A 24,780-nucleotide genomic window follows, 5' to 3' on the forward strand; every position below is an offset into this window, starting at 1 on the left:
ATGCGGCGTTTGGTTTGGGGCTGCTACGCAGCCCAGCGCGGGGCAAGCCCGCTCACCACAGGCAAGCTGGCTCACCACGGGCAAGCCCTTACAGCAGGGATCAGCCCCCGCGCACCATATCGACATGGGGAATCCCGACTTCCAGGAATTCCTCGCTGACGATCTTGAAGCCCAGTCGCTCATAGAACGGCGCCGCATACACCTGCGCGCTCAGGAACTGCTTGGTCTGGCCACGTTGCTCGGCCACGCCGATCACCGCTTCCATCAGCTTGTCGCCGACCTTCAGTCCGCGCCAGTCCTTGAGCACCGACACCCGGCCGATCTCGCCGCTGGGCAGCAGGCGCGCGGTGCCAATCGGAAAGTCGCCTTCGAATGCAAGGAAATGCACTGCGTCTGCGTCATCCGCATCCCACTCAAGCTCAGGTGGAACCGATTGTTCAGCGATAAATACCGCTTCACGAATGCGCCGAATCTCGGCGATATCCTTATGCCAGTCCGCGACACCTACGTGAATCCTATTCATCGGCAAACCCCAGGCTTCCTTGCTTGACCAGCTCGCACAGCAGGTCACGGGCGTCTTCGTCCAGCAGCCATTCGCCGAGGTTTTCGGCGTGCAGGGCATCGGCGGCGCAGACCAGTTTCAGCAGTTCGCGCAGTTTGCCCGGCAGGTAACGGCTCTGGCCGCTGGCGAACAGCAGGACGTCATCGTCGACTTCCGACCAGGCCATGCGCGCGCTTGGGTTGCGCACCAGGATCGCGCCGTCCTGCAGGCTGTTGATGAAGTCGTCTTCGCCCAGCTCTTCGCCTGCTACCAGTTCCGGGTAGCGCGGCTCGGTCATGAATTGGCCGAACCAGGTCAGCAGCATGCGCTCGTCGCTCATGTGCTCGGCCAGCAGGCTCTTGAGGCGGTCGAGGGCGTCGCTCTGGATCTGGTGCGGGTCGCTGACCGGCTGCGCGTCGGCGTCGGTGTAGCGCTCTTCGTCGGTCAGGTACTGGGCGAGGAAGTCGGTGAAGTGGGTCAGTACTTCTGCGGCGCTTGGGGCGCGAAAGCCCACCGAGTACGTCATGCAGTCATCTTCGGCGATGCCGAAATGCGCCAGGCGTGGCGGCAGGTAGAGCATGTCGCCCGGTTCCAGCACCCATTCGGCGCTTTCTTCGAATTCGGCGAGGATGCGCAGGTCGGCGTGTTGCAGCAGCGGGCTTTCGGAGCTGCACATCTGGCCGATCTTCCAGTTGCGCTTGCCCTGGGCCTGCAGCAGGAACACGTCGTAGTTGTCGAAGTGCGGGCCTACGCTGCCGCCGGGTGCGGCAAAGCTGATCATCACATCGTCGATGCGCCAGCTTGGCAGGAAGCGGAACTGCTCCAGCAACTCGGCCACTTCCGGCACGAACTGGTCGACCGCCTGTACCAGCAGTGTCCACTCACGCTCAGGCAGGGTGCTGAAGGCGTCTTCGGCGAACGGGCCGCGGCGCAGTTCCCACGGGCGTTCGCCGTGTTCGATCACCAGGCGCGATTCGACTTCTTCTTCCAGGGCCAGGCCGGCGAGTTCGTCGGCGTCGATCGGGCTTTCGAAGTCAGGGATCGCCTGGCGGATCAGCAGTGGTTTTTTCTGCCAGTAGTCGCGCAGGAATTCCCGTGCCGTGATGCCGCCCAGAAGTTGAAGAGGGATATCAGGATTCATGTGTAACCTATTGAAAAAAAGTACTTTTCAGACTGAAATAAAAACGCCCGGCGCGGCCGGGCGTCTCAAGGGGGCTTGCGCGAATCAGATGCGCTTGGCTTGCTCTACAGCGTTGCCGATGTAGTTGGCCGGGGTGAGCAGTTTCAGCTCGGCCTTGGCCGCGGCTGGCATGTCCAGGCCGTCGATGAAAGTTTGCAGTGCTTCAGGGCTGATGCCCTTGCCACGGGTCAACTCTTTCAGCTTCTCGTAAGGGTTTTCGATGTTGTAGCGGCGCATCACGGTCTGGATCGGCTCGGCCAGCACTTCCCAGCACGCGTCCAGGTCAGCGGCGATTTTCTGCGCGTTGAGCTCCAGTTTGCTGATGCCTTTGAGGCTGGCTTCGTACGCGATCACGCTGTGGGCAAAGCCCACGCCGAGGTTGCGCAGTACGGTGGAGTCGGTCAGGTCGCGCTGCCAGCGGGAGATCGGCAACTTGCTGGCCAGGTGCTGGAACAGGGCGTTGGCGATGCCGAGGTTGCCTTCGGAGTTTTCGAAGTCGATCGGGTTGACCTTGTGCGGCATGGTCGACGAACCGATTTCACCGGCAATGGTGCGCTGCTTGAAGTAGCCCAGGGAGATGTAGCCCCAGATATCGCGATCGAAGTCGATCAGGATGGTGTTGAAGCGCGCGATGGCGTCGAACAGCTCGGCAATATAGTCGTGGGGTTCGATCTGCGTGGTGTACGGGTTGAAGCCCAGGCCCAGCTCGTCTTCGATGAAGGCGCGGGCGTTGGCTTCCCAGTCGATCTCAGGGTAGGCCGACAGGTGGGCGTTGTAGTTGCCCACGGCGCCGTTGATCTTGCCCAGCAGTGGGACTGCTGCGACTTGAGCGATCTGGCGCTCCAGGCGGTACACCACGTTGGCGAGTTCCTTGCCCAGGGTAGTCGGCGACGCCGGCTGGCCGTGGGTACGCGACAGCATCGGCACATCGGCGAAACGGATGGCCAGCTCGCGGATCGCTTCGGCGGTCTGGCGCATCAGCGGCAGCATCACGTCATCACGGCCTTCGCGCAGCATCAGGGCGTGGGACAGGTTGTTGATGTCCTCGCTGGTGCAGGCAAAGTGGATGAATTCGCTGACCTGGGCCAGTTCCGGCAGCTTGGCCGCCTGCTCCTTGAGCAGGTATTCGATGGCCTTGACGTCGTGGTTGGTGGTGCGCTCGATCTCTTTCACACGCTCGGCGTGCTCCAGGGAGAAGTTGTCCGCCAGGGCGTCGAGTACAGCGTTGGCTTCGGCGGAGAACGCCGGCACTTCGCTGATGGCGGGGTGAGCGGCCAGGCGCTGGAGCCAGCGCACTTCAACCAGTACACGAGCACGGATCAGGCCGTATTCGCTGAAAATAGGGCGCAGGGCCTGGGTTTTGCCGGCGTAGCGGCCGTCAACAGGGGAAACCGCAGTGAGCGAAGAGAGCTGCATGGGGTGTTCTCGGACAGTCGGGCAACGAAATGGGGCGCGTATCATACATGAAAAAATCCACCGGTCCGTTGCCAACTGACCGGCGTATTACGCGTAACGGCTTGAAAATAGCCTGTCGGTGCGACTTATTCGTTGCGCATCAACGGGTAAAGCTCTTTGAGCAATTTGCGTCGGCTGATCACCAGCTGCCAGCGATGACCGCCCAATTGCCGCCACAACCGCGCCGAACGAATGCCGGCGAGCAGCAGTGCGCGGATTTTCGAGGCGTTGTTCGGTTGCTGCAGGTTGCGCATGTCGCCGTGCACCTGGATGCGTTGGCGCAAGGTGCTCAAGGTGTCCTGGTACAGCGCACCGCAGGCGGCGATCACGTTTTCGTGGGCCGGGCCGAAGTGTTCTACCTGGGACTGGATCTGCGGCAGGCGTTTGCCGATGGTTTCCAGCATGTCTTCGCGCTTGGCCAGCTGGCGCTCGAGGCCGAGCATCGACAGGGCGTAGCGCAGCGGCTCACGCTGCAAGGTACTCGGGTCGCGCTCCAGGGCGCCGATCAGTGCGCGGTAACCTTCACGCAGTGCGAGGTCGTCGCCGCCGTAGACTTCCAGGGTGTCCTTGGGGTCGCGGATCAGCAGGCTGCCGAGCATGCAGGTCAGGCCGGCTTCGGTAACCTGGCCGGTCTTGGCGATCTTGTCCACCAGCACGGCGGAGAGAAATACCCCGCCGAGTGCTGTCAATTGCTCCTGGGTCGGGCTCATGCCGGGTTGCTCCAGGCTTCGGCGACTTCAATCACGCCGCCGCCCAGGCAAATTTCGCCGTCATAGAACACCACGGACTGGCCAGGGGTGACCGCGCGTTGCGGGTCATCAAAGGTGGCGCGGTAGCCCGTCGCGGTTTTTTCCAGGACGCAGGGCTGGTCGCCCTGGCGATAGCGTACCTTGGCCGTGAGGCGGCGCGGGGTGCTCAGGTCGATCGGGTTGACCCAATAGATCTCCGAGGCCAGCAGTGCGCCCGAGAACAGCAGCGGGTGTTCATTGCCCTGGCCGACGATCAGCACGTTGTGTTCCAGGTCCTTGACCAGCACGTACCACGGCTCTTCGCCGGCATCCTTCAGGCCGCCGATGCCCAGGCCCTGGCGCTGGCCGATGGTGTGGTACATCAGGCCGTGGTGACGGCCGATCACTTCGCCGTCGGTGGTCTTGATCTCGCCCGGCTGCGCCGGCAGGTACTGCTTGAGGAAGTCGCTGAAGCGGCGCTCGCCGATAAAGCAGATCCCGGTGGAGTCCTTCTTCTTGGCGGTCGCCAGGCCGTGTTGCTCGGCGATCCTGCGCACTTCTGGCTTTTCCAGCTCGCCCACCGGGAACAGGGTCTTGGCGATCTGTTCACCACCGACGGCGTGCAGGAAGTAGCTCTGGTCCTTGTTCGGGTCCAGGCCCTTGAGCAGTTCGGTGTGGCCATCGATGTCACGGCGGCGCACGTAGTGGCCAGTGGCAATCAAATCGGCGCCAAGGATCATGGCGTAGTCGAGGAACGCCTTGAACTTGATTTCGCGGTTGCACAGGATGTCCGGGTTCGGCGTGCGACCAGCCTTGTATTCGGCCAGGAAGTGCTCGAACACGTTGTCCCAGTACTCGGCGGCGAAGTTGGCGGTGTGCAGCTTGATGCCAATTTTGTCGCACACGGCCTGGGCGTCCGCGAGGTCGTCCATGGCGGTGCAATATTCCGTTCCATCGTCTTCTTCCCAGTTCTTCATGAACAGGCCTTCCACCTCATAACCCTGCTCCATGAGCAGAACGGCGGAAACGGAAGAGTCCACGCCGCCGGACATGCCGACGATGACGCGCTTCTTTTGTGTGTCAGAAGGGGCTGGATCACGCATAGGGTTTCAACGGGTGTCTTGAAAAAGGACGCGATTCTAACAGGCCTGGGCCCGCAAGGCTAAAGAGAAGGGCGGATCAATTCCAGGCTGTGACGCTGACCGGCCAGGTAATCATCGATACAGCGGATGATCAGCTCGCTGCGCCAGGCGTCGCGCACGGCTAGCAGTTCGTCGCGGGTGAGCCAGCGGGCACGCAGGATGCCTTCGTCCAGTTGATAGTCCGGGTGGTGTTTCAGTGCCTTGGCAATAAAGCAGACGCGTTGATAGGTAACCCCGTTGCTGGGTGCGGTGTACAGGTAGATGCCGACGATGCCCGTGGCTTCCACGTCCCAGCCGGTTTCCTCGAGGGTTTCGCGCACGGCGGCCTCGGTCAGGGTTTCATGCGGGTCGAGATGGCCGGCGGGCTGGTTGAGCACGGCGCGGCCGCCCTTGAGCTCTTCGACCATCAGGAATTTGCCGTTGTCTTCGACGATGGTGGCGACGGTGATGTGGGGTTGCCAGGTCATGGGATGCCTCTCGATTCTGAATGCAGCGCAGTCTTGGAGCAGGATTACAGCAGTGTGGGAGGGGGCAATCCCCCTCCCACAAGGATGATGCATAAGCAATCTGCATGATGCGCCTGACATTTTATGATTTTACCGATTTCAGCGCCTGGCGCAGCTTATCTCTCCAGAACCCTCAGTTTGGAGAGTGTCATGAACCCGATTGCCGATAAAAGCTACGAAGTACGCCTTACATCGCCACTGCCCATTGCCTTCATCCTGCTGTGGAGTTCCGGCTACATCGGCGGTGCGTTCGGTGTGCGTTATGGCGAGCCCTTCACCATGACGTTCTATCGGTTTGCCCTGGCTGCCCTGGTGTTCCTGGGCGTTGCACTCGCCATCAAGGCGCAATGGCCGAAACGACTTGCACCCTACTTCCATGCTGCGACAGTGGGGCTGCTGTTGCAGGCCCTGCAGTTCGGCGGCCTTTACACCGGCATCAGCCACGGCGTTCCCGCAGGGCAGGCGGCATTGATCGTCGGGCTGATGCCGGTGTTCGTGGTGATCGGTGCCTATTTCTGCCTGGGTGAACAATTGAGTTGGCGCGACCTGCCGGGTTCGATCCTCGGCGTTGGCGGCGTGGCCATCGTCGTGGCCAGCAGCTTTTTTGGCTCCGAGGCGTCAGTGGGTGGTTACGGCGCGGTGGGCTTGGCGCTATTGGGTATCACGCTTGGCACGCTCTACCAGAAGCGCTTTCTTGGCGGGGTGAATCTATGGGTGGGGTGTTTCATTCAGATGGTCACCGCGTCGTTGGTCATGTTGCTGCTGGCCTACACCACCGAAACCATGCAGGTCACCGAGTGGGTTCCATTCGCAGCGTCGGTGGCCTGGATCACGCTGATGAACTCCGTGGGTGCGCTGACGCTGCTGTATTTGATGATTCGACGCGGGGAGGCGAGTAAGGCGACGAACTTGTTTCATGTGATTCCGGCGGTCACGCAGATCATGGCGTCGTTGGTGTTGGGTGAGGTGCCGAGTGGGGTGGCGATTGTAGGGTTTGTTGTTTCAGGGGCAGGGGTTTATTGGATGAATCATGTGCGCGCCAAGTAGGTAGTCTTGACAGGTATAGCGGGCGCCTTGCACTAATGGCGGGGAATAATTACTCACTCCCATGGGTGTGGCATGAGAGTCAATCTTGATATTCAGTCGCTGCGCAGTTTCCTCAAGGTCGCAGAGCTGGGCAGTTTCACCCGGGCCGCGCAAGCGTTGAGCCTGACCCAGCCGGCAATCAGCCAGCAAATTCGACGACTTGAGGATTTGCTGGGTGTCGAGCTTTTTGCCCGCGACAATCGGCAGGTGTTGCTCACCCTCGAAGGAGAGCGCTTGACCGGCTATGCCCAGCAAATGGTCAGCGTCAACGACAAAGTGGGGAGCCTGTTTGATGCCAGTCGCACTCAAGAGTCCGTGACGCTGGGTATTCCCGAATATTTCAGCGAGGAAATCCTGCAGCGCATTATTCCTGCTCTGGCGCTTGAATTACCTTCAGTGCGAATTGTGGTCAAGGTCGCGCGTTCCCTGTTGCTCGCAGAGGCGTTCAGTGAGGGACGAATCGATATTGGCCTGATGATTGATGAGTTGCCAAAAGTCGCTGGCGTGCCTTTGCATGCACTTTCGTTGATGTGGCTGGGTGGCGAGTGTGCGGCAGCCCCCATGGAAGGGCAGGAAGTTTCGCTGGCGCTGTTCAAGGCGCCCTGCGTGTTCAGGAGCCTGGCGATTCGGCGTTTGGAGGAGAGTGGCATCAGGTGGCGCTGCGTGTATGAGTCTGAAGACTTGATGTCGCTGCGTTCAGCGGTCCAGGCGGGAGTCGGTGTGACGCTTTTACCCTGGTTTGCCCAGGTGCCGGGCTTGAAAAACGTCGAAGCGCTCGCGCATTTGCCTGCGCTGCCGGGGTTTGGGGTTGAACTCAAGCAGAGGCCGGGCTGGGAGCCTTGGTACAAACCGCAGTTCCTGGCGATTATCGAGGCCGCATGGCGCGAGGAATACGGTGTTGCATAAACCCTGAAAACACAAACCCCGGCACGTGGCCGGGGTTTGTGATGCATCCCTACAACCTTACTTCAACTTGGCAATCGCCGCATTGAGGGTGTTGCTTGGGCGCATGGCCTTGCTGGTCAGCTCCGGGTTCGGCGCGTAGTAGCCGCCGATGTCCACTGGCTTGCCCTGTACGGCATTGAGCTCGGCAACGATGGTTGCTTCGTTCGCGGCCAGGGTCTTGGCCAGTTCGCCGAATTGGCCTTGCAGTGCCGTGTCTTCGGTCTGGGCGGCCAGGGCCTGGGCCCAGTACAGCGCCAGGTAGAAGTGGCTGCCGCGGTTGTCGATGTTGCCGACTTTGCGCGATGGCGACTTGTTGTTGTCGAGGAACTGGCCGGTGGCCTGGTCCAGGGTCTTGGACAGTACCAGGGCTTTCGGGTTGTTGTACGTCACACCCAAATGCTCGAGGGAAGCGGCCAGGGCCAGGAACTCGCCCAGGGAGTCCCAACGCAGGAAGTTTTCTTCCAGCAGTTGCTGTACGTGCTTCGGTGCCGAGCCGCCGGCGCCGGTTTCGAACAGGCCACCGCCATTCATCAGCGGTACGATGGACAGCATCTTGGCGCTGGTGCCCAGTTCCATGATCGGGAACAGGTCGGTCAGGTAGTCACGCAGCACGTTGCCGGTCACCGAGATGGTGTCCAGGCCCTTGCGGGTACGTTCCAGGGTGAACTTCATCGCGTCGACCGGCGACATGATGCGGATGTCCAGGCCTTCGGTGTTGTGGTCTTTCAGGTAGGCCTGGACTTTCTCGACCACGACGCCGTCGTGTGCACGCTTGGGGTCCAGCCAGAAGATGGCCGGGGTGTTGCTGGCGCGGGCACGGTTGACGGCCAGCTTGACCCAATCCTGGATCGGCGCGTCTTGGGTCTGGCACATGCGGAAGATGTCGCCGGCTTCGACTTTCTGTTCCATCAGCAGGTTGCCCTTGCTGTCGGTCACGCGGACGACGCCGTCAGCCTTGACCTGGAAGGTCTTGTCGTGGGAGCCGTACTCTTCGGCTTTTTTCGCCATCAGGCCAACGTTCGGCACGCTGCCCATGGTGGTAGGGTCGAAGGCGCCGTTGGCCTTGCACTCTTCGATCACCGCCTGGTAGATGGTGGCGTAGCAGCGATCCGGGATCACGGCCTTGGTGTCGTGCAGTTGGCCGTCGGTGCCCCACATCTTGCCGGAGTCACGGATCATGGCCGGCATCGAGGCGTCGACGATGACGTCGCTCGGCACGTGCAGGTTGGTAATGCCTTTGTCGGAGTTGACCATCGCCAGGGAAGGACGAGCGGCGTAGACCGCCTGGATGTCAGCTTCGATCTGGGCTTGTTGCTCGGCCGGCAGGGCCTTGATGCGGGCGTACAGGTCGCCGATGCCGTTGTTCAGGTTGAAGCCGATCTGTGCCAGCACGTCTGCGTGCTTGGCCAGGGCGTCTTTATAGAACTCGGCAACGATCTGGCCGAACATGATCGGGTCGGAGACCTTCATCATGGTGGCTTTCAGGTGGACCGACAGCAGCACGCCTTGTTTCTTGGCATCTTCGATTTCAGCGGCGATGAAGCTGCGCAGGGCGTTCTTGCTCAGTACCGCGCTGTCGATGATTTCGCCGGCCTTGACGGTGGTCTTTTCTTTCAGGACGGTGGTGGTGCCGTCCTGGGCGACCAGCTCGATCTTGACCGCGTCAGCGGCTTCGATCTGCACGGCTTTTTCGCTGCCGTAGAAGTCGCCGTTGCTCATGTGGGCAACGTGGGACTTGGAGTCCGCAGCCCAGGCGCCCATCTTGTGCGGGTGCTTGCGAGCGTAGTTCTTGACCGACAGCGGCGCGCGGCGGTCGGAGTTGCCTTCGCGCAGTACCGGGTTCACGGCGCTGCCCTTGACCTTGTCGTAACGTGCACGGGTTTCTTTTTCCGCGTCGGTGGTTACGGTTTCCGGGTAGTCCGGCAGGGCATAGCCCTGGGCCTGCAGTTCCTTGATCGCGGCTTGCAGTTGCGGGGTCGAGGCACTGATGTTAGGCAGCTTGATGATGTTGGCTTCAGGGGTAACGGCCAGGTCGCCCAGTTCGGCGAGGTGGTCCGGTACGGCCTTGGTGCCCAGTTGCTCGGGGAAGCTTGCGAGGATGCGCCCTGCGAGGGAGATGTCGCGGGTTTCCACGGCAATATCAGCGGAAGCGGTGAAGGCCTCTACGATAGGCAGCAGTGAATAGGTGGCGAGGGCTGGGGCTTCGTCGGTGAAGGTGTAGATGATCTTCGAGCGGGTGGGCATATTCGGATTAACTCTCTTCTTTGCTGAAAGCGTGCGCAGAAACTCGAGATGCGCCGGGTGGAGCGCGTTCGTTCAAAGTCATCCATGAGCGAAAGGTCGAGGTTTCTTCGCGGTGATGTTGGGTTGCATCAGTCGAGCGTCAAGCGGGTGGACTATTGTATTAGTCCTGCTTTGTAGCGGAGGGCCCTGTTCCAGAGCGGTCTGCCATCGTGACTCTTTGGTCAGCGGCGGCATTATACATAGGTCGCTATGCTTACGCCGAGCCTTCATACAAAAGGTGTGTCGTCCATTGGTCTAAAGGTCGCAGGTACCGGGTTACGCCTAAAGTCGCACGAAGTGCTCAAGATTGGCGCTTTTCCCTTTGCTTTCAGGCTTGTAGGCGACAATTTATGCTGTTTTCGATGAAAATGAGCATGGCGCGAGGTTTCAGTCGCCATTTATCTGGAGTAGGCTCGAACGCAGCCAGATGTTCAATCCATAGATGGAGTTCAGCATGGGATACAAGAAGATTCAGGTTCCGGCAGTCGGCGACAAAATCACCGTCAATGCAGACCATTCTCTCAATGTTCCTGACCAACCGATCATCCCGTATATCGAAGGTGACGGTATTGGCGTCGACATCAGCCCGGTGATGATCAAGGTGGTCGACGCAGCTGTTGAAAAGGCCTACGGCGGCAAGCGCAAGATCTCGTGGATGGAGGTGTACGCCGGCGAGAAAGCGACCCAGGTCTACGACCAGGACACCTGGCTGCCCCAGGAAACCCTGGATGCGGTCAAGGATTACGTGGTGTCCATCAAGGGCCCGCTGACCACTCCGGTAGGGGGTGGCATTCGTTCGCTGAACGTGGCCCTGCGCCAGCAACTCGACCTCTACGTCTGCCTGCGCCCGGTGCGCTGGTTCGAAGGTGTGCCCAGCCCGGTCAAGAAACCAGGCGACGTGGACATGACCATCTTCCGCGAAAACTCCGAAGACATTTACGCCGGGATCGAGTGGAAGGCCGGCTCGCCGGAAGCGACCAAGGTCATCAAGTTCCTCAAGGAGGAAATGGGCGTCACCAAGATTCGTTTCGACCAGGATTGCGGCATTGGAATCAAGCCGGTATCGCTGGAAGGCACCAAGCGCCTGGCGCGCAAGGCCCTGCAATATGTAGTGGATAACGACCGCGACTCGCTGACCATCGTGCACAAAGGCAACATCATGAAGTTCACCGAAGGGGCCTTCAAGGAATGGGCCTACGAAGTGGCGGCTGAAGAATTCGGTGCGACCCTGCTGGATGGCGGCCCGTGGATGCAGTTCAAGAACCCGAAGACCGGCAAGAATGTAGTGGTCAAGGATGCCATCGCCGATGCCATGCTCCAGCAGATCCTGTTGCGTCCGGCCGAGTATGACGTGATCGCGACCCTCAACCTGAACGGCGACTACCTGTCCGACGCCCTGGCGGCAGAGGTGGGCGGTATCGGGATTGCGCCGGGTGCCAACCTGTCCGACACCGTGGCCATGTTCGAGGCGACCCACGGTACTGCGCCCAAGTATGCGGGCAAGGACCAGGTCAACCCGGGCTCGTTGATCCTGTCGGCGGAAATGATGCTGCGTCATATGGGCTGGACCGAAGCGGCCGACCTGATCATCAAGGGCACCAATGGTGCTATTTCGGCCAAGACCGTGACCTATGACTTCGAGCGCCTGATGGATGGCGCGAAGCTGGTGTCGTCGTCGGGCTTTGGGGATGCGTTGATTTCGCATATGTAAAAGCCTGGTACAAAAAAACCGGCCAACCCAAGTCGATCGGGCGGCCGGTTTTTTATCGTATGTCACTCGCTTCGCGGGGTGTCAGGCCGTTTGTTTCTTTTCGTTATGAGCGGTTGATGGCGTGTTTTTTTCATGTGTTTCGGCTTTCACTGCACCGATATTCACGGCGTGCAGCCCTTTCGGTCCTTGAATGATTTCAAAGCTCACAGCTTGGCCCGCCTTCAGCGTTTTGTACCCATCCATGTTAATCGCTGAGTAGTGCGCAAAAAGGTCCTCGGTTTTACCGTCTTCATTAACAAAGCCATATCCCTTGGCATTGTTGAACCACTTGACCTTGCCACTGATCTTGACGCCAGACATACCCATATCCCTCTGCACCAGACTCCATCACTGGAGTATCATCCAGTTTATCCGTCCTAACCCGAATAAATAAGGTTGACTGCGCGGACCTTTTTTACCCACTGTGGGTTCTATTGGTTGTAACACCGATTTGCCGATAGTCAAGGCGACCGGGTGGTCAGGAGTTGAAATTCTGACAGGTCGCCCCCACCACTGTATTTGAACCACTGACGAACCTTTCTTTCCATGCATGCAATCAGCCAGATTCGACTAACATTCAATCAGGATCGACCGGATCACGAACACGATGACGACGGTTCTGCAGGCATTGCTGTTCAGGAGGCCAAGCCTGCTTTACAGGCGCCGCCGATGTACAAGGTGGTTTTGTTCAACGATGACTACACACCGATGGATTTCGTGGTCGAAGTGCTCGAGGTGTTTTTTAACCTGAACCGCGAGTTGGCGACCAAGGTAATGCTGGCCGTTCACACAGAAGGACGGGCAGTATGTGGAGTGTTTACCCGTGACATCGCCGAGACAAAGGCCATGCAGGTCAACCAGTACGCCAGGGAAAGCCAGCATCCGCTACTCTGTGAAATCGAGAAGGACGGTTAACGCCGACCACTTGGGTATGAGGTGAAGCTATGTTAAACCGCGAGCTCGAAGTCACCCTCAATCTTGCCTTCAAGGAGGCTCGTTCGAAGCGTCATGAATTCATGACCGTCGAACACCTGCTGCTGGCACTTTTGGATAACGAAGCTGCCGCCACGGTTCTGCGTGCGTGCGGCGCCAATCTCGACAAGCTCAAGCATGACCTGCAGGAGTTTATCGACTCCACCACGCCACTGATCCCCGTGCATGACGAGGATCGTGAAACCCAGCCAACCCTGGGCTTCCAGCGGGTATTGCAACGTGCTGTTTTCCACGTACAGAGCTCCGGTAAGCGTGAAGTCACAGGCGCCAATGTGCTTGTGGCGATCTTCAGCGAACAGGAAAGCCAGGCAGTGTTCCTGCTCAAGCAGCAGAGCGTTGCCCGTATCGATGTCGTCAACTACATCGCCCACGGTATCTCCAAGGTGCCTGGGCACGGCGATCATTCCGAGGGTGAGCAGGATATGCAGGACGACGAGGGCGGTGAGTCTTCTTCTTCAAGCAACCCGCTGGATGCCTATGCCAGCAACCTCAACGAGCTGGCGCGCCAGGGGCGGATCGATCCGCTGGTGGGGCGTGAGCTTGAGGTTGAGCGCGTAGCGCAGATCCTGGCGCGCCGTCGCAAGAACAACCCGTTGCTGGTGGGTGAGGCGGGCGTGGGCAAGACCGCGATTGCCGAAGGCCTGGCCAAGCGCATCGTCGACAACCAGGTGCCGGACCTGCTGGCCAACAGTGTCGTCTACTCCCTTGACCTGGGCGCGTTGCTCGCCGGGACCAAGTACCGTGGCGATTTCGAGAAGCGCTTCAAGGCTCTGCTCGGCGAGCTGAAAAAACGCCCGCAGGCGATCCTGTTCATCGACGAGATCCACACCATCATTGGTGCGGGTGCGGCATCCGGTGGGGTGATGGACGCTTCCAACCTGCTCAAGCCGTTGTTGTCGTCGGGTGATATCCGCTGCATCGGTTCGACCACCTTCCAGGAATTCCGCGGCATCTTCGAGAAAGACCGTGCCCTGGCGCGTCGCTTCCAGAAAGTCGACGTGTCCGAGCCGTCGGTCGAAGACACCATCGGCATCCTGCGCGGGCTCAAGGGGCGGTTTGAAGCGCACCACGGCATCGAGTACACCGATGAGGCGTTGCGTGCGGCCGCTGAGCTGGCGTCGCGCTACATCAATGACCGGCATATGCCGGACAAGGCCATCGATGTGATCGACGAGGCCGGGGCCTACCAACGCCTGCAGCCGGTCGAGAAGCGTGTTAAGCGCATCGACGTGCCTCAGGTCGAGGACATTGTCGCGAAGATCGCGCGGATTCCACCAAAACACGTCAACAGTTCTGACAAGGAGCTGCTGCGTAACCTGGAGCGCGACCTCAAGCTCACCGTGTTCGGCCAGGACGCAGCGATCGACGCGCTGTCCACTGCGATCAAGCTGTCGCGTGCGGGCCTCAAGTCGCCGGACAAGCCTGTCGGTTCGTTCCTGTTCGCCGGTCCTACCGGTGTCGGCAAGACCGAGGCGGCGCGGCAATTGGCCAAGGCCATGGGGATCGAGCTGGTGCGCTTCGACATGTCCGAATACATGGAGCGTCACACCGTGTCGCGCCTGATCGGTGCGCCTCCGGGCTATGTCGGTTTCGACCAGGGCGGTCTGTTGACCGAAGCGATTACCAAGCAGCCCCATTGCGTACTGCTGCTCGATGAAATCGAGAAGGCTCACCCGGAAGTCTTCAACCTGCTGCTGCAGGTAATGGACCACGGGACCCTGACCGACAACAACGGGCGCAAGGCGGACTTCCGCAATGTCATCCTGATCATGACCACCAACGCCGGTGCCGAGACGGCCGCGCGGGCTTCGATCGGCTTTACCCACCAGGATCACTCGTCCGATGCGATGGAAGTGATCAAGAAGAGCTTCACGCCGGAGTTCCGCAACCGCCTGGACACCATTATCCAGTTTGGTCGCCTCAGCCATGAGGTCATCAAGAGTGTGGTGGACAAGTTCCTTACCGAGCTTCAGGCGCAGTTGGAAGACAAGCGCGTGCAACTGGATGTCACGGAAGCGGCGCGCAGCTGGATCGCCGAAGGTGGCTACGACGCGGCAATGGGCGCTCGCCCGATGGCGCGCCTGATCCAGGACAAGATCAAGCGGCCGCTGGCCGAAGAGATCCTGTTTGGCGAGCTTTCCGACCATGGTGGCGTGGTGCATATCGACCTGAAGGATGGCGAGCTGACCTTCGAGTTCGAAACCACGGCTGAAATGGCCTGATCGTTCTGTAACAACGCAAAAGGCGCCGAAAGGCGCCTTTTTGCTGTCTTGAAATGCAATTCTCAGAATGGGGCCTGCCCCCTCCCGCAGGATCCCTCGGTGTTTGAGAAATCCCATGCACACAAAAACGCCCGGCATAACCGGGCGTCTTGTATTGACTTGCTTAGCGAGCGCGGTAAGTGATACGCCCTTTGCTCAAGTCATAGGGCGTCAGCTCGACGCGCACTTTGTCACCGGTAAGAATACGAATGTAGTTCTTGCGCATCTTGCCGGAGATATGCGCGGTTACGACGTGCCCATTTTCCAACTCCACACGAAACATGGTGTTGGGCAGGGTGTCGACGACAGTGCCTTCCATTTCGAAGCTGTCTTCTTTCGACATGCAGTAAAGCCCTCGGTATCCAGTGAATGGCCCGGTGCAACTGCGCCAGGCAAAAGCGGCGTGCATTGTGCCCGAAAAAGGGTGTTTAAGCCAAGGGGTTCTAGTTAAGCGTGACCCATCTTTGATTAATCAGCAGTTCTATGGGGCGATATTGGGTCTTGTAATTCATCTTTTTGCAGTTCTTGATCCAGTATCCGAGGTACACCGCCTCGAGTTCCAGGCGCAGTGCTTCACCGATTTGCCAGAGAATCGCGAAACGCCCGAGGCTGCGTCGCTCTTCGGCCGGCTCGTAGAAGGTGTAGACCGCTGACAGGCCGTTAGGCAGCAAATCGGTCACGGCGACGGCCACCAGGCGGCCGTCCGCGCGAAATTCGTAAAAGCGCGAGAACGGCAGGTCGCGCACCAGGAAGGTGGAAAACTGGTCTCGGCTCGGTGGGAACATATCGCCGTCGGCGTGGCGCTGCTCGATATAGCGCTGGTACAGGTCGAAATACTCTTCGGTGAATCGCGGCTTGGCAGCTGCCACCGTCAGGTCGGCATTGCGCTTGAGGATGCGCTTCTGATTGCGGTCCGGCAGAAACTGCGCCACGGGGATGCGTGCCGGCACGCAGGCATTGCAGTTCTGGCAGTGGGGCCGGTACAGATGATCGCCGCTGCGTCGAAAACCCATTTCCGAGAGATCGGCATACACGTGCACATCCATTGGCTGGCTGGGGTCGAGGAACAGCGTGGTGGCCTGCTCGTCGGGCAGATAGCTGCAAGAGTGGGGTTGAGTGGCATAAAACTTCAAACGCGCCAACTCGGTCATGATCAACCCTCGGATAAGCTTTGAAATAAGTGTAAGCCAGGTGTGCGGATGTCGCCTAAGAAACCCATGGCCCTGCGTTGGGTTGGTCCAGATGGTTGCGCAGGAAACCTGCAAAGTCGCTGCGGGATATGGCGCGGGCACCCAGGCTGTGCAGGTGGTCGTTGGGCATCTGGCAGTCGATCAGTACAAAGCCCCAGGCCTGCAATTGCCGGGTCAATGTGGCAAAGCCGAATTTCGAGGCGTTGTCGGCACGGCTGAACATCGACTCGCCGAAGAACAGCTGGCCCATCGCCAGGCCATACAGGCCGCCTACCAGCTCGCCGTTGTCCCATACCTCCACCGAATGGGCGTAACCGCGCTGGTGCAGCGTCAGGTAGGCGCTCTGTATGCCTTCGGTGATCCAGGTGCCATCGGCATACGCACGCGGCGCGGCGCACGCCTGGATGACGGCGGCAAAGTCCTGGTCGAAGGTCACGGTATAGCGCTGCTGGCGCAATAGTTTGCCCAGGCTGCGGGAGACGTGCAGCTCGTCGGGGAATATCACGGTGCGCGGGTCCGGCGACCACCAGAGGATCGGCTGGCCCTCCGAGAACCAGGGAAAGCAACCGTGGCGGTAGGCTTGCACCAGTCGCTCGGCCGACAGGTCGCCGCCGGCGGCGAGCAGGCCATTGGGTTCGCGCATGGCCTTGGCCAGCGGGGGGAATGTCAGTGAGTCGCGTTGTAACCAGGTCAGCATGGCATCCAGGCTTGCGGAAGGGGAGGGGAGTGGCAGGCGGATCGCGTGCCCCAAGGGGTGTGATTATTGTCGACGCAGCGCTGTGGGGCCAGCCCGAATCGGCTGTTGGCGTGCATAAGCGTGAGCGGGTGTTTCTGCAACTCTCTGCGTGAGGCGTGGTCGTAATCGGGTCTGGCCCATGCAGGCCATTTGCCAAGCTTGCCTGGATTGGTAAAAACAGCTCATAAGCCTTTGTCAGCAAAGACAATGCATGCTCAAATTGAACATGTTGTGACACACAATTGGCTATGCTGCCTGAAGAAAGCCAAGTGGCGTGGCAACCGCAACACAAACCCGTACAATGCGGCCATTGTGGCGTTATCGCCATTTCATCCAGCAATCGCCCAGTGTTAAAAGTAGATTCCACGACGTTCGTTCATTTTTCAACTGCTCGGATTGGGCAGTATTTGCACTTATTCAACAGATGGACGCGCTAACAGGCGCAGGAAAAGACCCGTTTTGAAGAAATCCGCCGCAACACCTAAAGCAGCCGTCGTGCCGGCCTGGCGCCAGCACCTGCACTATCGACTCAAGGAAGGCGCGCTGATCGCTATCGGCGCGCTGTGCCTGTTCTTGATGATGGCCTTGCTCACCTATGGCAAGGACGATCCGGGCTGGAGCCACAACAGCAAGATCGAAGACGTGCAGAACTTCGGTGGGCCTGCCGGCTCCTACAGCGCCGACATCCTGTTCATGGTGCTGGGTTACTTCGCCTATATCTTCCCGTTGTTGCTGGCGATCAAGACCTGGCAGATCTTCCGCCAGCGTCATGAGCCGTGGCAGTGGAGCGGCTGGCTGTTTTCGTGGCGCCTGATCGGCCTGGTATTCCTGGTGCTGTCCGGTGCTGCGCTGGCGCATATTCATTTTCACGCACCCACCGGCCTGCCGGCGGGTGCGGGTGGGGCGCTGGGCGAGAGCCTCGGCGACCTGGCGCGCAAGACCCTGAATATCCAGGGCAGCACCCTGATGTTTATCGCGCTGTTCCTGTTTGGCCTCACCGTGTTCACCGACCTGTCGTGGTTCAAGGTGATGGACGTGACGGGCAAGATCACCCTCGACCTGCTGGAGCTGTTCCAGGGCGCTGCCAACCGCTGGTGGGCCGCCCGGGTCGAACGCAAGCGCATGGTGGCCCAGTTGCGCGAGGTGGATACCCGCGTCAACGAAGTGGTGGCCCCAAGCACACCGGACCGCCGTGAGCAGGCCAAGGTCAAGGAACGCCTGATCGAACGCGAGCAGGCCCTGAGCAAGCACATGTCGGACCGCGAGAAGCAGGTACCGCCGGTGATCGCCCCGGCGCCGCCCAAGCCGGCCGAGCCGAGCCACCGCGTGCAGAAAGAGAAACAGGCGCCGTTGTTTGTCGACAGCGCCGTGGAAGGCACCTTGCCGCCGATCTCGATCCTCGATCCGGCCGAAAAGAAACAGCTCAACTATTCCCCTGAGTCCCTGGCGGCCGTCGGCCATCTGCTGGAAATCAAGCTCAAGGAGTTCGGCGTCGAGGTGTCGGTGGACTCGATCCATCCCGGCCCGGTGATTACCCGTTACGAAATCCAGCCGGCTGCCGGCGTCAAGGTCAGCCGCATTTCCAACCTGGCCAAGGACCTGGCGCGCTCCCTGGCCGTGACCAGCGTGCGCGTGGTGGAAGTGATCCCGGGCAAGACCACCGTGGGTATCGAGATTCCCAACGAGGACCGCCAGATCGTGCGTTTCTCCGAAGTGCTGTCGACGCCCGAATACGACAACTTCAAATCGCCGGTCACCCTGGCCCTGGGCCACGACATCGGCGGCAAGCCGGTGATCACCGATCTCGCCAAAATGCCTCACCTGCTGGTGGCCGGTACCACCGGTTCGGGTAAATCGGTGGGCGTGAACGCGATGATCCTGTCGATCCTGTTCAAGTCCGGCCCGGAAGACGCCAAGCTGATCATGATCGACCCGAAGATGCTCGAACTGTCGATCTACGAAGGCATTCCGCACCTGCTCTGCCCGGTGGTCACCGACATGAAGGACGCCGCCAACGCCCTGCGCTGGAGCGTGGCCGAGATGGAGCGCCGCTACAAACTGATGGCGAAGATGGGCGTACGTAACCTGTCGGGCTTCAACGCCAAGGTCAAGGAAGCCCAGGACGCCGGCACGCCGCTGACCGACCCGCTGTACAAGCGCGAAAGTATCCACGACGAGGCTCCGCTGCTGGGCAAGCTGCCGACCATCGTGGTGGTGGTCGACGAGTTCGCCGACATGATGATGATCGTCGGCAAGAAGGTCGAAGAACTGATCGCCCGTATCGCCCAGAAGGCGCGGGCGGCGGGTATTCACTTGATCCTTGCCACCCAGCGTCCGTCGGTGGACGTGATCACCGGCCTGATCAAGGCCAACATCCCGACCCGCATGGCGTTCCAGGTGTCGAGCAAGATCGACTCACGGACCATCATCGACCAGGGCGGCGCCGAGCAACTGCTGGGCCACGGCGACATGCTCTATATGCCGCCCGGCACCAGCCTGCCGATCCGGGTCCACGGCGCCTTCGTCTCCGACGATGAAGTGCACCGCGTGGTGGAAGCCTGGAAGCTGCGTGGCGCACCCGAATACAACGACGACATCCTTGCCGGTGTCGAAGAGGCCGGCAGCGGCTTCGACGGCGGCAGCAGCGGTGGCGACGACGATGCCGAAACCGACGCGCTGTATGACGAAGCCGTGGCCTTCGTGCTGGAAAGCCGCCGCGCCTCGATTTCTGCGGTGCAGCGCAAGCTGAAGATCGGCTATAACCGCGCTGCGCGCATGATCGAAGCCATGGAAAACGCTGGCGTCGTCACTGCCATGAACACCAACGGCTCGCGCGAAGTCATCGCCCCCGGGCAGATGCGCGACTGATTCCGTGCCGCGTGGCAGCACGCGGCGCGCCCTTACGACTCAATGAGGACTCCCATGCGTCTTATCCGCATGCTGTTGTTGCCGGTACTGGCCCTGACCGCTGTTTCGGCCCACGCTGACCCGGCCTCCGTCGCCAGCCTGAAAAACCTGTTGGACAAATCCCAGACCCTGACTGCGCGCTTCTCCCAGCTCACCCTGGATGCCGGTGGCACCCAGTTGCAGGAAACCGCCGGCGAGATGGCCGTGCAGCGCCCAGGGCTGTTCTACTGGCACACCGAAGGCAAGGCCGAGCAGACCATTGTCTCGGACGGCCAGAAAGTCACCCTGTGGGACCCGGACCTGGAGCAGGCCACCATCAAGAAGCTCGACCCGCGCCTGAACCAGACGCCGGCGCTGCTGCTCTCGGGCGACGTGTCGAAAATCAACGACAGCTTCGACATCACCTCCAAGCAGACCAGCAACGTGATCGAGTTCACCCTCAAGCCGAAATCCAAGGACACGCTGTTTGACACGCTGTCCCTGTCGTTCGGCAACGGCGTGATCAACAACATGCGCCTGGTCGACAGCGTCGGCCAGCGCACCGATATTCTGTTCTCCGGGGTCAAGGCCAACCAGCCGGTACCGGCGTCCAAGTTCAAGTTCGACATCCCCAAGGGTGCCGACGTGATCCAGGAATAAACTGCCCAGAGGTTTCAAACGCTGCCCATGGATCTGTTTCGAAGTGACCCGATTGCCCAGCCTTTGGCCGCGCGCCTGCGCTCGACCAACCTGGATGAGTACGTCGGTCAGGAACACCTGCTCGCTCGCGGCAAGCCGTTGCGCGAAGCCCTGGAGCAGGGTGCGCTGCACTCGATGATTTTCTGGGGGCCGCCGGGCGTGGGTAAGACCACCCTGGCGCGGCTGCTGGCAAAAGTCTCGGATGCACACTTCGAAACGGTCTCGGCCGTGCTGGCCGGGGTCAAGGAGATCCGCCAGGCTGTCGAGGTGGCCAAGCAGCAGGCCGGGCAGTACGGCAAGCGCACCATCCTGTTTGTCGACGAAGTGCATCGCTTCAACAAGTCTCAGCAGGATGCGTTTTTGCCCTACGTCGAGGATGGCACGCTGATTTTTATCGGTGCCACCACCGAAAACCCTTCGTTTGAATTGAACAATGCGTTGCTCTCGCGGGCGCGGGTCTATGTGCTCAAGAGCCTCGACGAAGCCGCGATGCAGAAGCTGTTGCACCGTGCCTTGAGCGAAGACAAGGGCCTGGGCAAGCGTCAGCTGAGCCTCAGCGACGAAGGCTTCAAGATCCTGCTCAGCGCTGCCGACGGCGACGGTCGCCGCTTTCTCAACCTGCTGGAGAACGCCTCCGACCTCGCCGAAGACGGCAGCGAGATTGGCGTCGACCTGTTGCAAAGCCTGCTCGGCGATACGCGTCGACGTTTCGACAAGGGCGGCGAAGCTTTCTACGACCAGATTTCGGCGCTGCACAAATCCGTGCGCGGCTCCAACCCGGACGGCGCGCTGTATTGGTTTGCGCGCATGATCGACGGCGGCTGCGACCCACTGTACCTGGCGCGCCGCGTGGTGCGCATGGCCAGTGAAGACATCGGCAACGCCGACCCGCGTGCCTTGAGCCTATGCCTGGCGGCCTGGGAAGTGCAGGAGCGCCTCGGCAGCCCGGAAGGCGAGCTGGCGGTGGCCCAGGCCATCACGTACCTGGCCTGCGCACCGAAAAGCAACGCGGTGTACATGGGCTTCAAGTCCGCCCTGCGTGCGGCCGCCGAACACGGCTCCCTCGAAGTGCCGCTGCACCTGCGCAATGCGCCGACCAAGTTGATGAAACAACTGGGCTACGGTGATGAATACCGCTATGCCCATGATGAGCCGGACGCCTATGCCGCCGGCGAAGACTATTTCCCCGATGAGCTTGAGCCGCAGCCGTTCTACCAGCCGGTGCCCCGCGGCCTGGAGCTGAAGATCGGTGAAAAGCTCAATCACCTCGCCCAACTCGACCGCCTCAGCCCCAAACAGCGGAGAAAGTAGTGTTCAAGACGATTCTTGCCGTGTCCGCAGCCGGCATCGCTGGTACATTATTGCGTTTCGCCACCGGTACTTGGGTGAGCGCCAATTGGCCGAAGCATTTTTATGCGGCGACCCTGGCGGTCAACCTGGTGGGTTGCCTGATCATCGGGTTGTTGTACGGCTGGTTCCTGTTGCGCCCGGAAGTACCGATTGAAATTCGCGCCGGCTTGATTGTCGGCTTTGTAGGCGGTCTGACGACCTTTTCATCCTTTTCACTGGATACGCTGCGCCTGCTGGAAAGCGGGCAGGCCCTGGTCGCCTTCGGGTACCTGGGCATCAGCGTGTTCGGCGGGCTGCTCGCCACCTGGGCCGGCCTGTCCTTGACCAAACTTTTATAAACGAGAGACCGACATGCTCGATTCCAAACTGTTACGTAGCAACCTTCAGGACGTAGCGGACCGCCTGGCATCCCGTGGCTTTGCCTTGGATGTTGCGCGCATCGAAGCGCTGGAAGAACAGCGCAAGACCGTCCAGACCCGCACCGAAGCACTGCAGGCTGAGCGGAATGCGCGTTCCAAATCCATCGGTCAGGCCAAGCAACGTGGCGAAGACATCGCGCCGTTGATGGCGGACGTCGAGCGCATGGGCACCGAGCTGTCCGACGGCAAGGTCGAGCTGGAAGGTATTCAGTCCGAGCTGGATTCGATCCTGCTGGGCATCCCCAACCTGCCGCACGAGTCCGTGCCGATTGGCGACGACGAAGACGGCAACGTCGAAGTGCGCCGCTGGGGCACGCCAACGGCCTTTGATTTCGAGATCAAGGACCACGTCGCCCTGGGCGAATTGACCGGTGGCCTGGATTTCGAAACCGCCGCCAAAATGTCCGGTGCGCGCTTTGCCTTGCTGCGCGGCCCGATCGCACGCATGCACCGTGCCCTGGCGCAGTTCATGATCAACCTGCACACCGGCGAGCACGGTTACGAAGAGGCTTACACTCCGTACCTGGTGCAGGCGCCGGCGCTGATGGGCACCAGCCAGCTGCCGAAGTTCGAGGAAGACCTGTTCAAGATCAGCCGCGATGGCGAAGCCGATCTGTACCTGATCCCGACCGCCGAAGTGTCGCTGACCAATATCGTTGCCGGCGAGATCCTCGATGCCAAGCAACTGCCGCTCAAGTTCGTCGCCCACAGCCCGTGCTTCCGCAGTGAAGCCGGTGCGTCGGGGCGTGACACCCGCGGCATGATCCGCCAGCACCAGTTCGACAAGGTCGAGATGGTGCAAGTGGTCGAGCCGTCGACCTCCATGGACGCCCTGGAAGGCCTGACCGCCAACGCCGAACGTGTCCTGCAGCTGCTGGAGCTGCCGTACCGCGTCCTGGCGCTGTGCACCGGCGACATGGGCTTCAGCGCCGTGAAGACCTACGACCTCGAGGTGTGGGTACCCAGCCAGGACAAATACCGCGAGATTTCGTCGTGCTCCAACTGCGGTGATTTCCAGGCCCGGCGCATGCAGGCGCGTTTCCGTAACCCGGAAACCGGCAAGCCGGAGCTGGTGCACACCCTCAACGGTTCGGGCCTGGCTGTAGGTCGCACCCTGGTGGCGGTGCTGGAAAACTACCAGCAGGCTGACGGTTCGATCCGCGTACCTGAAGTGCTCAAGCCTTACATGGCGGGCGTCGAGGTCATCCGCTAAATGGAATTCCTGCCGCTGTTTCATAACCTGCGCGGCAGTCGTGTGCTGGTCGTCGGTGGGGGGGAGATTGCCTTGCGCAAATCCCGCCTGCTGGCTGACGCCGGCGCCGTGCTGCGGGTGGTTGCTCCCCAGATCGAAGACCAGTTGCGCGAGTTGGTGCAGGGCAGTGGCGGGGAAATGATTCTGCGCGGTTATCAGGAGGCCGACCTGGAAGGCTGCACCCTGATCATCGCGGCGACCGACGACGAGCCATTGAACGCGCAAGTGTCCAGTGACGCCAAGCGTCGTTGCGTACCGGTCAATGTGGTGGACGCGCCGGCCTTGTGCAGCGTGATCTTCCCGGCGATTGTCGACCGTTCGCCCTTGGTGATCGCGGTGTCCAGCGGCGGCGATGCGCCGGTGCTGGCGCGCTTGATCCGGGCCAAGCTGGAAACCTGGATTCCGTCCACCTACGGCCAGTTGGCCGGGCTGGCGGCGCGCTTTCGTGCCCAGGTCAAAGGCTTGTACCCGGATGTGCAGCAGCGTCGGGCGTTCTGGGAAGAAGTGTTCCAAGGGCCGATTGCCGACCGTCAGTTGGCCGGGCAGGGCGATGAGGCTGAGCGTCTGTTGATCGAAAAGGTCAACGGCGCACCGCCTTATGCGCCGGGCGAGGTGTACCTGGTCGGTGCCGGCCCGGGCGACCCGGATCTGCTGACCTTCCGTGCCCTGCGCCTGATGCAGCAAGCCGACGTGGTGCTGTACGACCGTTTGGTGGCGCCGGCGATTCTGGAGCTATGCCGTCGTGATGCCGAGCGCATCTACGTCGGCAAGCGCCGCGCCGACCACGCCGTGCCGCAAGACCAGATCAACCAGCAACTGGTGGACCTGGCCAAGCAAGGCAAGCGCGTGCTGCGCCTCAAGGGGGGCGATCCGTTCATCTTTGGTCGTGGCGGTGAAGAAATCGAGGAACTGGCGGCCCATGGCATCCCGTTCCAGGTGGTGCCGGGGATCACCGCAGCCAGTGGTTGCGCGGCGTACGCCGGGATTCCGCTGACCCATCGCGACTACGCACAGTCGGTACGCTTTATCACCGGGCACTTGAAGAACGGGACGTCGGACCTGCCTTGGAGTGATCTGGTAGGGCCGTCGCAGACCCTGGTGTTCTACATGGGCTTGATTGGCTTGCCGATCATCTGTGAGCAACTGATCAAGCATGGGCGTGCCGCGGATACCCCGGCGGCGTTGATCCAGCAGGGCACCACGTCCAACCAGCGCGTGTTTACCGGCACCCTGGCAGACTTGCCGCGCATGGTGGCGGAGCATGAAGTGCATGCGCCGACGCTGGTGATCGTCGGTGAGGTGGTGGTGCTGCGCGAGAAGCTGAAGTGGTTTGAAGGCGCCCAGTCTCAGGTTTGACAACACTCTTGCGACAAGCCCG

General features: G+C 60.7%; 22 protein-coding genes. 11 read left to right on the forward strand and 11 right to left on the reverse strand.

All coding sequences use genetic code 11. The features are described from left to right. Positions 1-100: 100 nt before the first annotated feature. The 6 genes from C8K58_RS00465 to C8K58_RS00490 form a co-directional block, all read right to left on the reverse strand. The gene (locus C8K58_RS00465) at positions 101-523 is read right to left on the reverse strand and encodes a GNAT family N-acetyltransferase (protein WP_027606328.1); all 423 of its coding nucleotides are present in this window, start codon (positions 521-523) and stop codon (positions 101-103) included. After that, positions 516-1,682, reverse strand: a complete 1,167-nt coding sequence (locus C8K58_RS00470; RefSeq protein ID WP_027606329.1) for a cupin domain-containing protein — start codon at positions 1,680-1,682, stop codon at positions 516-518. Before C8K58_RS00470 ends, C8K58_RS00465 begins: the two co-directional genes overlap by 8 nt. A gap of 84 nt (positions 1,683-1,766) precedes the next feature. Beyond that, positions 1,767-3,137, reverse strand: coding sequence for an adenylosuccinate lyase (gene purB / locus C8K58_RS00475; protein WP_027606330.1), 1,371 nt, complete (start codon positions 3,135-3,137; stop codon positions 1,767-1,769). A gap of 125 nt (positions 3,138-3,262) precedes the next feature. Beyond that, positions 3,263-3,886 (reverse strand): high frequency lysogenization protein HflD, encoded by a 624-nt coding sequence (gene hflD, locus C8K58_RS00480; protein ID WP_027606331.1) that lies wholly within the window; start codon positions 3,884-3,886, stop codon positions 3,263-3,265. Beyond that, a complete protein-coding gene (gene mnmA / locus C8K58_RS00485) occupies positions 3,883-5,007 on the reverse strand; it encodes a tRNA 2-thiouridine(34) synthase MnmA (protein ID WP_108572680.1) in 1,125 nt (374 codons plus the stop codon). Before mnmA ends, hflD begins: the two co-directional genes overlap by 4 nt. 59 nt (positions 5,008-5,066) lie before the next feature. Continuing rightward, entirely contained in the window at positions 5,067-5,513 is a 447-nt protein-coding gene (locus C8K58_RS00490; protein ID WP_108572682.1) for an NUDIX hydrolase, read from the reverse strand. A 189-nt stretch (positions 5,514-5,702) separates the two neighbouring features. Here C8K58_RS00490 and C8K58_RS00495 point away from each other — a divergent pair, with 189 nt between their 5' ends. Both C8K58_RS00495 and C8K58_RS00500 read left to right on the forward strand, forming a co-directional pair. After that, the gene (locus C8K58_RS00495; protein WP_092357614.1) at positions 5,703-6,599 is read left to right on the forward strand and encodes a DMT family transporter; all 897 of its coding nucleotides are present in this window, start codon (positions 5,703-5,705) and stop codon (positions 6,597-6,599) included. Positions 6,600-6,671: 72 nt separating this feature from the next. After that, positions 6,672-7,544: a LysR family transcriptional regulator gene (locus C8K58_RS00500; protein WP_027606335.1), complete on the forward strand. Its 873-nt coding sequence runs from the start codon at positions 6,672-6,674 to the stop codon at positions 7,542-7,544. Positions 7,545-7,601: 57 nt separating this feature from the next. Here the strand turns inward: C8K58_RS00500 and C8K58_RS00505 are convergent, their stop codons facing one another. Then, entirely contained in the window at positions 7,602-9,827 is a 2,226-nt protein-coding gene (locus C8K58_RS00505; protein ID WP_092488799.1) for an NADP-dependent isocitrate dehydrogenase, read from the reverse strand. A gap of 493 nt (positions 9,828-10,320) precedes the next feature. On the opposite strand from C8K58_RS00505, the gene icd reads away from it, so the two are divergent. Next, the gene (gene icd, locus C8K58_RS00510) at positions 10,321-11,577 is read left to right on the forward strand and encodes an NADP-dependent isocitrate dehydrogenase (RefSeq protein ID WP_027606337.1); all 1,257 of its coding nucleotides are present in this window, start codon (positions 10,321-10,323) and stop codon (positions 11,575-11,577) included. A gap of 81 nt (positions 11,578-11,658) precedes the next feature. Here icd and cspD read toward each other — a convergent pair whose 3' ends face one another. Beyond that, positions 11,659-11,937: a cold shock domain-containing protein CspD gene (gene cspD, locus C8K58_RS00515; protein WP_043293603.1), complete on the reverse strand. Its 279-nt coding sequence runs from the start codon at positions 11,935-11,937 to the stop codon at positions 11,659-11,661. A 225-nt stretch (positions 11,938-12,162) separates the two neighbouring features. Here cspD and clpS point away from each other — a divergent pair, with 225 nt between their 5' ends. Further along, the gene (gene clpS / locus C8K58_RS00520) at positions 12,163-12,531 is read left to right on the forward strand and encodes an ATP-dependent Clp protease adapter ClpS (protein ID WP_010567912.1); all 369 of its coding nucleotides are present in this window, start codon (positions 12,163-12,165) and stop codon (positions 12,529-12,531) included. A gap of 29 nt (positions 12,532-12,560) precedes the next feature. Further along, on the forward strand, positions 12,561-14,831 hold the full coding sequence (gene clpA / locus C8K58_RS00525; RefSeq protein ID WP_027606339.1) for an ATP-dependent Clp protease ATP-binding subunit ClpA: 2,271 nt from the start codon (positions 12,561-12,563) through the stop codon (positions 14,829-14,831). A gap of 163 nt (positions 14,832-14,994) precedes the next feature. Here clpA and infA read toward each other — a convergent pair whose 3' ends face one another. The 3 genes from infA to aat all read right to left on the reverse strand — a co-directional run bounded on the left by infA (position 14,995) and on the right by aat (position 16,757). Continuing rightward, entirely contained in the window at positions 14,995-15,213 is a 219-nt protein-coding gene (infA, locus tag C8K58_RS00530) for a translation initiation factor IF-1 (RefSeq protein ID WP_002553999.1), read from the reverse strand. A gap of 100 nt (positions 15,214-15,313) precedes the next feature. Then, positions 15,314-16,021: an arginyltransferase gene (locus tag C8K58_RS00535; protein WP_027606340.1), complete on the reverse strand. Its 708-nt coding sequence runs from the start codon at positions 16,019-16,021 to the stop codon at positions 15,314-15,316. A 55-nt stretch (positions 16,022-16,076) separates the two neighbouring features. Beyond that, positions 16,077-16,757: a leucyl/phenylalanyl-tRNA--protein transferase gene (aat, locus tag C8K58_RS00540; protein WP_027606341.1), complete on the reverse strand. Its 681-nt coding sequence runs from the start codon at positions 16,755-16,757 to the stop codon at positions 16,077-16,079. A 498-nt stretch (positions 16,758-17,255) separates the two neighbouring features. On the opposite strand from aat, the gene C8K58_RS00545 reads away from it, so the two are divergent. The 6 genes from C8K58_RS00545 to cysG are packed head-to-tail and all read left to right on the forward strand — an operon-like array spanning position 17,256 to position 24,758. Beyond that, complete coding sequence (locus C8K58_RS00545) at positions 17,256-19,664, forward strand: DNA translocase FtsK (protein ID WP_027606342.1); 2,409 nt, start codon at positions 17,256-17,258, stop codon at positions 19,662-19,664. Positions 19,665-19,718: 54 nt separating this feature from the next. Next, positions 19,719-20,342, forward strand: coding sequence for an outer membrane lipoprotein chaperone LolA (gene lolA, locus C8K58_RS00550; protein ID WP_027606343.1), 624 nt, complete (start codon positions 19,719-19,721; stop codon positions 20,340-20,342). 27 nt (positions 20,343-20,369) lie between these two features. Then, a complete protein-coding gene (locus C8K58_RS00555) occupies positions 20,370-21,692 on the forward strand; it encodes a replication-associated recombination protein A (RefSeq protein ID WP_027606344.1) in 1,323 nt (440 codons plus the stop codon). Continuing rightward, positions 21,692-22,069, forward strand: a complete 378-nt coding sequence (gene crcB, locus C8K58_RS00560) for a fluoride efflux transporter CrcB (protein WP_108572684.1) — start codon at positions 21,692-21,694, stop codon at positions 22,067-22,069. Before C8K58_RS00555 ends, crcB begins: the two co-directional genes overlap by 1 nt. A 13-nt stretch (positions 22,070-22,082) precedes the next feature. Then, on the forward strand, positions 22,083-23,363 hold the full coding sequence (gene serS / locus C8K58_RS00565; RefSeq protein ID WP_027606346.1) for a serine--tRNA ligase: 1,281 nt from the start codon (positions 22,083-22,085) through the stop codon (positions 23,361-23,363). Further along, complete coding sequence (cysG, locus tag C8K58_RS00570) at positions 23,364-24,758, forward strand: siroheme synthase CysG (RefSeq protein WP_027606347.1); 1,395 nt, start codon at positions 23,364-23,366, stop codon at positions 24,756-24,758. Positions 24,759-24,780 lie beyond the last annotated feature (22 nt).

This window comes from Pseudomonas sp. GV047, from assembly GCF_003058245.1.
Taxonomy (GTDB): Bacteria; Pseudomonadota; Gammaproteobacteria; order Pseudomonadales; family Pseudomonadaceae; genus Aquipseudomonas; species Aquipseudomonas marginalis.